7 protein-coding genes are annotated in these 13,540 nt (G+C 47.5%); all 7 read right to left on the bottom strand.

All coding sequences use genetic code 11. The features are described 5' to 3' along the window. Positions 1-282: 282 nt before the first annotated feature. Positions 283-2,133, bottom strand: coding sequence for a flagellar hook-associated protein FlgK (locus tag NXH67_RS08565; protein WP_022777555.1), 1,851 nt, complete (start codon positions 2,131-2,133; stop codon positions 283-285). Positions 2,134-2,159: 26 nt separating this feature from the next. Then, complete coding sequence (flgK, locus tag NXH67_RS08560) at positions 2,160-3,833, bottom strand: flagellar hook-associated protein FlgK (RefSeq protein ID WP_022777554.1); 1,674 nt, start codon at positions 3,831-3,833, stop codon at positions 2,160-2,162. 198 nt (positions 3,834-4,031) lie between these two features. Next, positions 4,032-4,559, bottom strand: coding sequence for a flagellar protein FlgN (locus NXH67_RS08555; protein WP_242830337.1), 528 nt, complete (start codon positions 4,557-4,559; stop codon positions 4,032-4,034). A 37-nt stretch (positions 4,560-4,596) separates the two neighbouring features. After that, positions 4,597-4,872, bottom strand: coding sequence for a flagellar biosynthesis anti-sigma factor FlgM (flgM, locus tag NXH67_RS08550; protein ID WP_022777552.1), 276 nt, complete (start codon positions 4,870-4,872; stop codon positions 4,597-4,599). A 516-nt stretch (positions 4,873-5,388) separates the two neighbouring features. Next, entirely contained in the window at positions 5,389-7,167 is a 1,779-nt protein-coding gene (locus NXH67_RS08545; RefSeq protein WP_272797105.1) for an ammonium transporter, read from the bottom strand. A gap of 209 nt (positions 7,168-7,376) precedes the next feature. Further along, on the bottom strand, positions 7,377-8,843 hold the full coding sequence (locus tag NXH67_RS08540; protein ID WP_272797104.1) for a glutamate synthase subunit beta: 1,467 nt from the start codon (positions 8,841-8,843) through the stop codon (positions 7,377-7,379). Positions 8,844-8,845: 2 nt separating this feature from the next. Beyond that, a complete protein-coding gene (gltB, locus tag NXH67_RS08535; RefSeq protein ID WP_022777549.1) occupies positions 8,846-13,390 on the bottom strand; it encodes a glutamate synthase large subunit in 4,545 nt (1,514 codons plus the stop codon). Positions 13,391-13,540: the final 150 nt, after the last annotated feature.

The raw sequence follows: 13,540 nt of genomic DNA, 5'->3' as shown, positions 1-13,540 counted from the left end.
CCGAGGTAAGAAAACCAGCCACCGCATAAGCGGCTTGCCCTTGATAGTGCAAAGAATAATTGCTACACTGCTGCCTGCGACGGAGAAATACTTAATTGTTCCTGAGTTCTTCGCCGTCGGTGGATACAACGCAGCAATTATTCTTTGTGCTGTCAAGGGTGGCGTACGCTTATAGTAGACCTCATTATCCGCAAAAAATGCCTGCCACTCGCTTTATACGAATAGCAGACATTTCTCTGTTCCATCCTATTTATCCATCCTATTACAAATCCGTCCTATATTTTATACCCCCGTCTGGAGTATCAGCCGATCATAAATCTCCGTCAATGTCTGTATCATCTTCGAAGACAGATTATAAGCACTCTGATACTTCACCAGATTCGACGCCTCTTCATCTTCATCAACACCTGAATCCGACAATCTCTGGTTACCAATTGTCTTCTCAAGGGCGGTGTAGGTATCCTCCAGAGTATTGGAATTACTTCTGTTCAGCGCTATATCCGCCAGCACCTTGGTCAGGAACTCTCCGGAGGTGGCTCCTCTGAAGATCTTCTGGGTATCAAACATTGTTTTTAACTTGGTAAGGTTAACAAATTCCGACTCACCTTCCGTAACGTCTGCCTTTGTAGCAAGTCTATCGGAGTTATCCTGCAGAACTTCGTTTACGGAGAAGTTGCCGCCGCGAAGCTTATAGTAACCCTTATTCTCTGACAGTGTCGTGAGCTGTGCGTAGCTGTACTGGGCAGCTGAATTGGTGTCCATGGCGCCGGTGAGAAGGTTAACGCCCTCCAGGGAATCTGAAGTGTACCCGTTTACCATGATCGTATTGGTTGCTGCGGAGAACTGCCTTATCCACTCATTCATCTGGGACATGTAATAAGGAATTCCCTGATAGTCATTTCCGTAGCCGATGGAAACATTGGCATTGTTATCGGGAATACTTGTCAAAGTATTCTTATCGATATAGAAAGTATAGGTGCTATCTCCGTCGTAGTCGAAGCTGTCATAGCGATAATCCTTAGCTCCGATATGGATGCTGCCATCCTCAGGAATTGAGCACTTGTTCATATCCTTCAGATAAGAAGCCTCAACCTTCACCTCCACGGCGTAGGTATCACCTGACTTGTATACGTTGGTTCCTTTTCCGTGAAAATACTGATTGTTGTTGCCATCTCTAATTGCCAGAAGGCCCTGGAGCTCTCCGCCTATAAGCTTGGAATCCAGCTCAAAGTATGACAGCTCGCTGATGTTATCGCCATCTTTGTAATTGCCGCTTCCCCACTTGATATCGAACAGTCCGCTGATATCGTTCTGGTTAGTGGAGCCGTCGTCCTCTCTGGAGACGCAGATCATTTTCCTGTATTCATAGGTATCAACCAGCTCGTAGCCCCCCGCAACCCAGATCTGATATCTGGTGGCGCCGGTTACTCTGCTGGGATTGTTCTCGTCAACAACGGGAGTTTCCTTGGTCTCGACGGAAACCATCTTGGACAGCTCGTCCACAAGAGTATCTCTTTTATCTCTCAGCTCATTTGCTGTGGTTCCTGTCATCTCGATGATGTTGATCTGCTGATTTATTGAGGCAACCTCCTGAGCGATGGAACTCATTCTGTCGGCGCAGAGCTTAATCTCCGCGTTAACATCCGCCTGCTCGTTCTGAAGGCTGGTGTAAACATTGTTAAAATATTCGGTTAACGCTTTTACATTAGATACGAAAGTAGCCTTGGTCTCTGTGGTTCCCGCAGCGGTCATTACCGACTCCAGCGAGGCCTCCATTTTGGAAAAAAGTGATGAGAAGCCGCTGGTCCCATCGTCGCTGAGGTACTCCTCGATAAGGCTGTTGTAGTAGTTCTTCTGCTTGGCCACTCCCAGGAGCTGTGCGTTGTTTCTGTACTTCACATCGTAGAAGCTGTCCCGGACTCTCTCTATTGCAATGGTATCAACACCGGCGCCGGCACATCCGTAGGTGGCAAAAACTCTGAGGGCGTCGCTGGCCTCCTGTTTTACCTTCTGTCTGCTGTAGCCGTCGGTGTTGGCGTTGGAGATATTATTCGCTGTTGTGTTCAGGGCTGCGTTGGAAGCTCTAAGCCCCGATGCTGCGATATTCAGTCCAAAGAATTGTGAAGTACTCATAGCCTTTCTCCTGTAAAAAAGGGTTCTTATGCGCCTAAAGTCGATACCAGATGTTCAAGCATTTCACTTACTACGTTGATGTATCTTGAAGATGCGTTGTAGGCGTTCTGGAACATGATCATGAATTCCAGTTCTTCATCGCTGGATACGCCTACGATCTGCTCTCTTGCGGAGGATACCGCCGATACTGTTTTTTCCTGGGCCTCCTTGATGGAGTTGTAGACATCCGCTGAGTTGGCCACCTGGGAAACAAGGCTGTTGTAGTAGGTGATAAAACTGTTTCTTGTTGAAACGTTGGGATTAAGTACGTATTCCTCTTTTGTAAAAGCTTCTTTCAGAGCCGTCATCGTTGCTGTATCTTCATTGCCGTCGATGGTTCTGAAGGTGAAATAAGTTGGATCCTGTATAAGTATCGGATTAATCTGGGTATTCTTTATGGTAAGTCCCGTAATAACTGTTCCGGGAGGATTGTCCTCGCCTACCCTGTACACCAGCTTGTCATCTTCATTTGCCACGGTGAAAAGAGTGAAGTCGGAGGGCATTCCCTTTGAATCGTCCAGAACTCCGGGGTTACTCTCGGCGCTTTCAAGGATCTCATTCATCTTGGCCATGATGTTGTGGATCATCTGGTCGAACTCGGCCTCAACGTTCATGATTACCGACTGTGCGATTTTTTCATTGTAATAATCCTTGTCCTCCACAATGTCATGATAGTTGGCGTTCCTGTCGCCCCTTGCCAGAAGAACTGATTTGAGCTTGCCGATATCTGTATCTATTGAGGTTGAGATAGGAGTTTCAAGGTCAAAAACGTGTGCTCCGTCAATTGAAATCACCAGTCTTGAGCCGTCGCTCTTAAGCTCCGTAACTGCTGCGTACTCCCAGTAAGGAGTATTGTAACCTGCCGGGCTTCCGCCTTTTTCCTCAGATAATGAGTTGTCGCAGGCGATGTGGTTCACGTGATCTGTGGTGATAAAACTGGAGCCTTCGAAGAGGCAGATAACATTTCCGAAGATGTCTTCGTGATACTCGATCTTGCCGTACTGTCCCAGCTGGTCCAGAAGAAGGTTTCTCTCATCTCGAAGGTCGTTGGCCTTCTCCATTCTGCCTGATTCAATGCTTACTATATCTTCATTGAGCTGTCTTATGCGGTCTCCGATGTAGTTGATGTCTTCAACCATTCCCACTACTATGGAATCCAGGTTTTCCTGGTAGGAAACGAAGCCCTCATAAACACTTTTTGCTCTTGTCAAAAATTCGTTTGCTCTTGTCACCAATGCGCTCTGGTTAACCGCCGAGCAGGGATCCTTGGCCAGCTCCTGCACCGAAACCCACAGGTTATTGAGGGCATCGGCGAATTCCGTTCCCTCCATCTCCTGAAGCTGATCCTCGATCTCCTCCAGCGCTTTTACCGAAACGTCATAAAAAGACGACCTTCCTGTCTCTTTCCTGTAGGAAATATCCAGAAATTCGCTTCTTACCTGTTTACAATTATTGTAGTTAACTCCGGTTCCGATCTGCTTTGGGGCGATACAATCGAATCTGTTCTCAAGAGTCTGATATGCTCTTGTTCCCTGGGATACCTGCTGCCTTGTGTAGCCGTCAGTATCCATGTTGGCCATGTTGTGGGCCGTGGTGTTCAGGGCGTTCTGTGTTGCCTGCAGGCCGGAGGAGCCTACGTATAAATTCGCCATTAGTGACATAATAACTACCTCCAAGGTGCCTGTCCCCATTAACAAATTGTGAACTTCTTAGGTTGCCTCCAGACTGTGTTGTTCACAGTTTGTTGATGGGGACAGGCACCTAAAAAAGGGTACAAAAAAGACACTACCGTATTGTCTACGGTTACCTAAGCGAGTTATCTACATGCATCCGCAGCACTTTCTTCATAAAGTACTGCTTTACTGCTTTGCATCAAACCCGCCCGATGTGTAACCTAAACAATCGCCTGTAGTGTCTAACGCTCTGGAATAGTTTGCCGTCTGTGGAGCACTCTTAGACGCCTGGATGATATTCATCTCGAATTGTACCATCTCCAGTGAACTTTTCAGAAGTTCCTGGTTCTGGCCGTTTACACGTCTGACATTTGCGGTGACACCTCTTAGTCTGTCCCGCTGCACTGCCAGATTTTTCTGATCTTCCGGTCTTTTTTCCAGTACAACGATCAGATCGGTCAGCTTCAATGAATCAACATCCTTGTTGAGTACGTTTGCGATATCCTTCATGGCTGTTTCACGCTGTTTCTCCAGCATCTGGATACTGCCTATCACGTACTGCTCCTCATCCGTGATCTTAGCAAGTGCCTCTAGATCGCCTTTTATGATGATGACGGTCTTTCGGCTCGATAACTCCAGTAATTGCTCGTACATTGTGCATTCCTTATCAAGGACATCCACAAGATTTTCCATAAGACTTGCCACTGGAATCATCCTCCTGTATGTAATTTAGTCTGTGGCTGCTCTATAATCAGAGGCCTTCGAATTTTGCCAGTAATTTGTCAGCAAAAGCCTCACCACTAACATCATAAGTACCGTTTTTAATAGCAGCTTTGAGCGGAGCTACGATATCTTCCCTGATATTCGGGGCTTCACTTACAGCCTGTTTTGCAACCTGGATATCTTTTCCAATAGAAGAGAATGATACAGTATCCCTGACATCATTGGTCTTCTTAAGCTGCTGGGTCTTATTGACTTTGTTGTTTGAGTAGATCTGCTGGACCTGACTGTATGCTTCTATTCGCATAATCTTTTCCTCCTTCCCTGGAGTAATTTTTGTTTTCTACTTCATTTATCGGAAGATTCCTTATTTACTTTAGCCTTTTTCTTAAACTTTTCCCCCTCGTTTAAGAATGAAATAGAAAAATACTCCGGGCAATACTTTATATTATTGATGGTTACTGGTTTTCCCGCTATGGGGAATCCTTGCTACGATAGATATATCGGATGAATTTTAAAATACTTTATAGTTATTTTACAATTTTTTGAATTTTTTTAAAAATTATCCGGGAACGCATGGATGACAAGGGGACGGTTCCTCATCCAATATAGGTAAAGGCTTACAGCAAAAAAATTTCGCCTTATAACGTCGAGGTGGATTTAGGAGCGTTTCAGATAGGCAGACGGGCGATTGCTCTGAGCGAAGTCGAAATGAGCCCGTCTGACTAGATGAAATGCCCTATAATCCCCGAAAGGTTATGGCGAAATTTTTATTGTTGTAAGTCTTTGACTATATTGGATGAGGAACCGTCCCCGGACTGTATTATTCTACATCTTGCAAAGCCGCAACCCCTTCCTCGCCGGTACGTACCTTAACAACGCGGCTAACATTGTAAACGAAGATCTTGCCATCTCCGATATGTCCGGTATAAAGCGCCTTCTTTGCCGCATCAATAACCTTCTGTACAGGAATCTTCGATACGATAACCTCAACCTTAACCTTCGGAAGGAGCGTTGAGTCTACTGTCGCACCACGATACTTCTCTGTGGAACCCTTCTGAACGCCACAACCCATAACCTGTGTCATGGTCATGCCGGTTACGCCCAGCTCGTTGAGGGTCTTCTTAAGGGTATCAAACTTAGCAAGCTTGCAGATAATGGAAACCTTGTGCATACCGGTATCGAATTCCGGTGAAAGGGGTGCCTCCACAGTTACAGGTACTGCAGCATCCTTTTTTGCCTGAGAAGCAAGGTCGTAGGAATCCTCGCCAAGGTCTGTGTTCTCGTTAACATCAACTGTAAGAGTGTTTGAAATATCCATGATTGAGAAACCTGCGTAAGCTGATGTAAGGCCGTGCTCTGTGGAGTCAAGACCAAGGATCTCTTCTTCCTCAGTTACTCTAAGGCCGATTGTAGCCTTGATGATAAGGAATGCGATTGTAATTGTGATTGCTGTCCATGCTGCTACTGTTACAAAACCTACAAGCTGGATTCCAAGAGTGTGGAAGCCGCCGCCGTAGAAAAGACCAACTACGCCTGTCTCCTCGTTGCCGGGAGCTGTAGGTGTTGCAAAAAGACCAACTGCGATTGTTCCCCAGATACCGTTCATCATGTGAACTGCTACGGCACCAACAGGATCATCAACTCTGAGTACATAATCAAGGAACCAAACTCCGAAGCAAACAAGAAGTCCTGCTACTGCACCGATAACGATTGCTCCAAAACAGTCTGTTACATCGCAGGGAGCTGTGATAGCTACAAGGCCTGCAAGAGATGCGTTAAGTGACATTGAAACATCGGGCTTACCATATTTGATCCAGGTAAATACCATTGTTACACAGGTTGCTACTGCAGGTGCTACTGTTGTTGTAAGAAAAATTGAAGCAAGCTGCTCCTTTGATGTTGCTGCTGCGCCGTTGAAGCCATACCATCCAAACCAAAGGATGAAGCAGCCAAGGGCACCGATTGCAAGGTTACTGCCGGGGAAAGCGTTAACTTCTGTGATCTTGCCGGCCTTGTCCTTAGTGAACTTACCGATACGAGGACCAAGAAGAGCTGCGCCGATGAGGGCTGAGATACCACCTACCATGTGGATTGCGCAAGATCCTGCGAAATCATGGAAGCCCATCTGCGAGAGCCAGCCGCCGCCCCAGATCCAGTGTGCCTCAATTGGGTAGATGAGACCTGAGATCACGCCTGAATAGATACAATAGGATAAAAACTTAGTTCTTTCAGCCATAGCTCCTGATACAATGGTTGCTGTTGTTGCACAGAATACCAGGTTGAATACGAAATTTGAAAAATCAAAATTTGCATAGCTTGTGAAAATGTCAAAACCGGGCTTGCCGATAAATCCCATTAAATCTTCCCCAAGTAAAAGGGAGAAACCTATAAGAATGAACATTACTGTTCCGATACAGAAATCCATAAGATTCTTCATAAGGATATTACCGGTGTTCTTGGCTCTGGTAAAACCAGCCTCCACCATGGCAAATCCTGCCTGCATCCAGAATACCAGTGCGGCTCCTATAAGGAACCAGATGGCAAACACGGTACTCGTTGACGACTCCGATACCAAACTCCTAATCGCTTCTTCTGTCATAACATTACTCCTCCTGTTTATTTAATTGGTTTCCCGGACGTGAACGGCTGCAGGATGCTTCCGCTTACGTCTCATGGTGCTAATTACAGCTGTTGAACATTTATAAAAATAGGAGCTGCAAGACTTTTTATTAGCCTCACAGCTCCATTGCTGTCAATATATTATGTGAAAATTGTGTGAATTGGGGTCAGACCCCAATCACAGAATGTTCACAGATTCGTGTATCCCATTAAAAATTCATCAATCTCCATCGCGCATTCTCTGCCTTCCACGATGGCCCAGACCACGAGGGACTGTCCGCGGTGCATATCGCCTGCGGTGAAGACTTTGTCTTTGCCGGTCTTGTAGGCGCCGGGGGCGGTCTCCACAACTCCCCTTTGTGTGAGCTTAACCTTGAAGGCGTCTGCGGTGTACTCCTGACAGCCAACGAAGCCTGCGGCGATGAGGAGAAGCTCGCATTTGATCTCCTTCTCGGTGCCGGGCACCTCGGTGAGCTTGCCGTTTTCGAATTTCACCTGAACAGTCTTTATTGCTGAAAGCTTGTCCTTTTTAAGAACCAGCTCTTTTACCGTGGTCTCGTAGATACGAGGATCGTGACCAAACTTGGCGATGACCTCCTGCTGACCATAATCGGTCTTAAGGACCTTGGGCCACTCAGGCCAGGGATTACTCTCAAGCCTCTCTGTGGGAGGTGCGGGCATCATCTCCAACTGGGTTATTGATCTGCAGCCATGTCTGATGCAGGTTCCAACGCAGTCATTTCCGGTATCTCCGCCGCCTACAACAACTACGTGCTTGTCCTTGGCGCTTATGAAGGTTCCATCCTTAAGATCATTCTCCAGAAGGCTCTTGGTAGTGGACTTAAGGAAATCCACTGCGTAGTGAACACCCTTAACCTCTTCAAATCCCTTGACTCCAAGGGGCCTTGGTTTCTTGGCGCCGCAGCACAGTGCGATGGCATCATACTTTGCATTCAGCTCCTCAGCAGTGATATCAATCCCAACATTCACACCGGTCTTGAATACGACTCCCTCTTCCTCCATGAGCTTCTGTCTTCGGAAAATAATCTCCTTCTGAAGCTTCATATTTGGAATACCATACATCAACAGTCCGCCGATTCTGTCCTCCCTTTCGTAGACCGTAACGCTGTGGCCTCGCCTGTTTAACTGATCTGCCACTGCCAGTCCGGAAGGGCCGCTTCCTATTACTGCAACTTTTTTCCCGCTTCTTACCTTGGGAATACGGGGCTTCATGTAGCCTTCCTTAAAAGCGGTCTCGATTATGTACAGCTCGTTGTTGTGAACCGTTACGGGATCGTCGTTAATCCCGCAGACACAGGCTTTTTCGCAGAGAGCCGGGCAAACACGTCCGGTGAACTCCGGGAAATTGCTGGTCTTTAAAAGCCTTGAAAGCGCATGCTGTATGTGGTCGTGATATATCTCATCGTTCCACTCAGGAATCAGGTTGTGAAGCGGACATCCCGTTACCATGCCTTTTAGCTTAATTGCCGACTGACACATGGGGACGCCGCAGTTCATGCATCTTGCGCCCTGAAGCTTTCTCTCTTTTGCATCCAGATGGTTATGGAATTCCTTGAAATTCAGAATTCTTTCATCCACAGGAATGATCTTATCTTCAATTCTTTTATATTCCAAAAAACCTGTAGCTTTTCCCATCTTTATGCTCCTTTGGTAATCTCGTTGAACGCTTCCAGAACCGCATTCTCATGTGAGATTCCCTGCTCCTCATATTTTCCGATGGCACTTATAACTCTCTGGTAATCGTGAGGAACTATCCTCTTGAAATGAGGTATGTACTCCTCGAAATTATCAAGCACCTCTTTTCCAAGTTCCGAACCGGTTTCCTTTACGTAGTCCTCAAGAATGTCCCGTAGCTCAGCGATGTCGTATTTCTCGGTAAGCTCCTGGATCGAAGCCATCTCTTTGTTCATCCTTCTGTAAAGGTCATGATTCATATCAAGAACATAGGCGATTCCGCCGCTCATTCCCGCTGCAAAGTTCTTGCCTGTTCCGCCAAGAACCACTGCTCTTCCGCCGGTCATATACTCCAGTCCGTGGTCGCCGCAGCCCTCAACTACTGCTGTTGCTCCGGAATTTCTTACGCAGAATCTCTCGCCTGCAACTCCGCAGATATAGGCTTTTCCTGAGGTTGCGCCGTAGAGTGCAACGTTACCGATGATGATGTTTTCAGAAGCTTTGTAAGCCGCATCCTTTGGCGGAACAACAACAATCTTACCGCCTGACAAGCCCTTTCCAAGACCGTCGTTGGCGTCGCCTGTGAGCCTCATTGTCATTCCCTTAGGAATAAATGCTCCGAAGGACTGTCCCGCACCGCCTGAGAAGTTAACTACGAAGGTGTCGTCTTTTACGTCGGTTCCAAGCTTCTGTGTTATCACAGATCCCATGATGGTTCCTACTGATCTGTTGGTGCTGGTCACAACCGCCGACTCCTCATGCTTCTTGCCGGTCTCTATATATTTCTCGAACTTTGGCAAAAGAACTGCTTCATCAACAGTCTCTTTTAACTTAAAGTCGTAAGAAAGCTTAGGATCAAAGTGCTTTGCAGATACGTCCGCATATTCCTTGTTAAGGATCTGAGAAAGGTTAACCATCTCAGCTCTCTTGGTTATCTGCTTCTCCTTCATCTCAAGGCAGTCGGTTCTTCCAACCATCTCATCCACGGTCTTGAAACCAAGCTTTGCCATGATCTCTCTCATCTCTTCTGCGATAAAGAGCATGAAATTCATAACATATTCAGGCTTACCCTTAAAGCGCTTCCTCAGCACCTCGTTCTGGGTTGCAATACCGAAAGGACATGTATCCTGACTGCAGACTCTCATCATCATGCATCCCATGGTTACAAGGGGAGCTGTGGCAAAACCAAATTCCTCCGCGCCGAGAAGACACGCTATAGCCACGTCTCTGCCGCTCATGAGCTTACCGTCGGTTTCCAAAATGACGTGATCTCGAAGTCCGCTCTCAATAAGTGCTCTGTGGGCCTCTGCAACTCCAAGCTCCCAAGGAAGTCCTGCGTTGTGTATGGAGCTGTGGGGCGCTGCACCTGTTCCTCCGTCATAGCCGGATACCAGGATTACCTGGGCTCCTGCCTTGGCAACACCTGCCGCGATAGTTCCTACGCCTGCTTCTGAAACCAGCTTGACGGATATTCTTGCCTTTCTGTTGGCGTTCTTAAGGTCATATATGAGCTGCGCCAGATCCTCGATGGAGTAAATATCGTGATGAGGCGGAGGTGATATCAGTGATACTCCCGGTGTGGAAAATCTTGTTTTGGCAACCCATGGGTATACCTTCTTGCCCGGAAGATGTCCGCCCTCACCGGGCTTAGCGCCCTGGGCCATCTTAATCTGAATTTCCTGTGCGCTCAGAAGATACTGGCTGGAAACGCCGAATCTTCCTGAGGCAACCTGCTTGATTGCTGAATTTCTGATGGTTCCGAATCTCTCCGGATTCTCACCGCCCTCACCGGTATTGGATTTTGCCCCCAGAGTGTTCATGGCGATTGCCATTGTCTCGTGGGCTTCCTGTGAGATTGAGCCGTAGCTCATGGCGCCGGTGTTGAATCTCTTTACGATCTCGGAGGCGGGTTCTACCTGGTCCAGCGGAATCTCTTTTTTCTTAGGTACAAATTCCAGAAGGCCTCTCAAGGTGTGCGGTCTGTCGTCGTCCACCATTGCGGTGTATTCCTTGAATCTGTCGTAGTTTCCGCTCTGGCAGGCCTGCTGCAGTGCGATTATGGTCTGAGGATTGTAAAGGTGGTCCTCTTTGTCATCGCCGCTTCTAAGCTTGTGGAAGCCTGTGCTGTCCAGGGTTGTATCTGTTGAAAGTCCCAGAGGATCGAAGGCGTGATCATGTCTGAACTTGATGCCTTCCTCAATCTCCTCGATTCCGATACCGCCGATACGGCTTACGGTTCCGGTAAAATAGTTATCTATCACTTCCTTTGAAAGACCGATGGCCTCAAAGATCCTTGCTGACTGGTAGGACTGAAGGGTTGAAATACCCATTTTTGCCGCAGTCTTAACGATTCCGTGAAGGATTGCGAAGTTGTAATCCTTGATAGCTGTGTGATAGTCCTTGTCCAAAATTCCGATATCTATGAGCTCGGCAATACACTCGTGAGCCAGATACGGGTTGATTGCTCTTGCACCAAAACCAAGGATTGTAGCCATCTGATGAACATCCCTTGGCTCGCCGCTCTCAAGGATTATGGAAACGGCGGTTCTCTTCTTGGTCCTTACAAGGTGCTGCTCCACTGAGGAAACCGCAAGGAGTGACGGGATTGCCACGTGGTTTTCATCGATTCCTCTGTCGGAGAGAATGATTATGTTGCTTCCCTTTGCATAGGCTCTGTCAACGCTGATGGAGAGCTGCTCGAGAGCTTTTTTAAGGGATGTGTTCTTATAATAAAGAAGTGAAATGACTTCGCTCTTGAAACCGGGCTGGTCAAGACTTCTTATCTTCATAAGGTCAACGCCTGTAAGAATAGGGTTGTTGACCTCCAAAACTCTGCAGTTTTCGCCTTTTTCCTGAAGAAGGTTACCGTCGGAGCCGATGTAAACCGTGGTGTCTGTGACGATCTCTTCTCTGAGGGAGTCAATCGGAGGATTGGTTACCTGGGCAAAAAGCTGTTTGAAATAGTAAAACAGCGGCTGATGCTTCTCCGACAGAACTGCCAGAGGAACATCGTGTCCCATGGAGGCTGTGGCCTCTACGCCGTTCATGGCCATGGGAAGGATGCCGGTCTTGACGTCCTCATAGGTGTAGCCAAAGGCTTTGTAGAGCTTATCTCTCATCTCCTGAGTGTGGGTCGGGATCTTTTTGTTGGGTATGGTCAGCTCGCCAAGGTGAAGGAGATTTCCATCAATCCACTCGCCGTAGGGCTGGCGGGCTGCGTAGTAGTTTTTGCACTCCTCATCGGAGATGATTCTCTTTTGCTGTGTGTCGACAAGTAGGATCTTGCCGGGCTGGAGTCTCGATTTTTTCACTATATGGGAGGATTCAATGTCAAGTACGCCAACCTCAGAGGACAAGATCAGTCTGTTGTCGTCGGTTATGTAGTATCTGGAGGGCCTCAGGCCATTTCTGTCCAGAGTCGCTCCAAGGATATCACCGTCTGAGAAAATAATGGCTGCGGGGCCGTCCCAGGGCTCCATCATGGTTGCGTAGTAATGATAGAAATCTTTTTTACTCTCCTCCATGAAATGGTTGTGCTTCCAGGGCTCGGGAATAGTCATCATTACAGCCAGCGGCATGTCGATGCCGTTCATGTACATGAATTCAAGGGTATTATCCAGCATTGCGGAGTCAGAGCCGCTCTTGTTCACAACAGGGAAAATCTTGTCGGTGTCCTCATCGCTCATGATGGGAGAGACGATTGTTTCTTCTCTGGCCAGCATTCTGTCGATGTTACCTCTGATTGTATTGATCTCGCCGTTGTGGGCGATCATCCTGTAGGGATGGGCTCTCTCCCAGCTGGGAGTTGTATTTGTTGAAAATCTTGAGTGAACCATGGCGATGGAAGTCTTGTAATCAGCGCTCTGAAGGTCCTCGTAGAAGGCTCTGAGTTGCTTAACAAGGAACATTCCTTTGTAAACGATGGTTCTTGAGGATAAAGAGGTGATATAAGTGTCCTCTGAGCTCTGCTCGAACTCTCTTCTGCAGACATAGAGCTTTCTGTCGAAATCAAGGCCTCTCTCCACATTCTCAGGTCTTTCGATGAAGCACTGGCAGATATAGGGCATGCAATCCCTTGCCAGGTCTCCCAGAATCTCTGGATGTGTGGGCACTTCTCTCCAGCCAAGGAACTTAAGGCCGTTCTTTTCGCAGATCACTTCAAACATTCTTTTGGCAAAGGTTCTCTTAAGCTCGTCCTGAGGAAAAAAGAACATACCGATTCCGTAATCTCTGCTGCCCTTGAGGGAAATTCCGCAGCGCCTTGCGGCCTTGGAGAAAAATGCATGTGAGATCTGAAGGAGGATGCCTACACCGTCTCCGACTTTGCCGCTGGCATCTTTTCCTGCTCTGTGTTCAAGCTTTTCCACGATGGAAAGCGCATCGTCTAGGACCTTATAATCAGCATGTCCGTCGATGTTGACCACAGCGCCGATACCGCAGGCGTCGTGCTCTATATTGTCGTTATATAGGATTGGGCTAAGCATCTGCCCCTTCTGGTCACTTATCATTTTTCCTTACTCCTCATTATTTGTGGGGCCTGTCCCCATTAACATATCTGTGGGGCCTGTCCCCATTAACAAATTGTGAACTACTTATATTACCGGCAGACTGTGTTGTTCACAGTTTGTTGATGGGGACAGGCCCCACTATTTAGCTAC

Source organism: Butyrivibrio sp. DSM 10294 (genome assembly GCF_028539135.1).
Lineage (GTDB): Bacteria > Bacillota > Clostridia > Lachnospirales > Lachnospiraceae > Butyrivibrio.
Note: the sequence above shows the minus strand (reverse complement) of the source record. Positions and strands in the feature narration are given on the sequence as shown.

What these genes read in the sequence shown, in the direction of transcription:
- flgK (WP_022777554.1), bottom strand. Translation starts at nt 3,833, where the DNA reads ATGTCACTAATGGCGAATTTATACGTAGGCTCCTCCGGCCTGCAGGCA.
- gltB (WP_022777549.1), bottom strand. Translation starts at nt 13,390, where the DNA reads ATGATAAGTGACCAGAAGGGGCAGATGCTTAGCCCAATCCTATATAAC.
- NXH67_RS08540 (WP_272797104.1), bottom strand. Translation starts at nt 8,843, where the DNA reads ATGGGAAAAGCTACAGGTTTTTTGGAATATAAAAGAATTGAAGATAAG.
- NXH67_RS08555 (WP_242830337.1), bottom strand. Translation starts at nt 4,559, where the DNA reads ATGATTCCAGTGGCAAGTCTTATGGAAAATCTTGTGGATGTCCTTGAT.
- NXH67_RS08565 (WP_022777555.1), bottom strand. Translation starts at nt 2,133, where the DNA reads ATGAGTACTTCACAATTCTTTGGACTGAATATCGCAGCATCGGGGCTT.
- NXH67_RS08545 (WP_272797105.1), bottom strand. Translation starts at nt 7,167, where the DNA reads ATGACAGAAGAAGCGATTAGGAGTTTGGTATCGGAGTCGTCAACGAGT.
- flgM (WP_022777552.1), bottom strand. Translation starts at nt 4,872, where the DNA reads ATGCGAATAGAAGCATACAGTCAGGTCCAGCAGATCTACTCAAACAAC.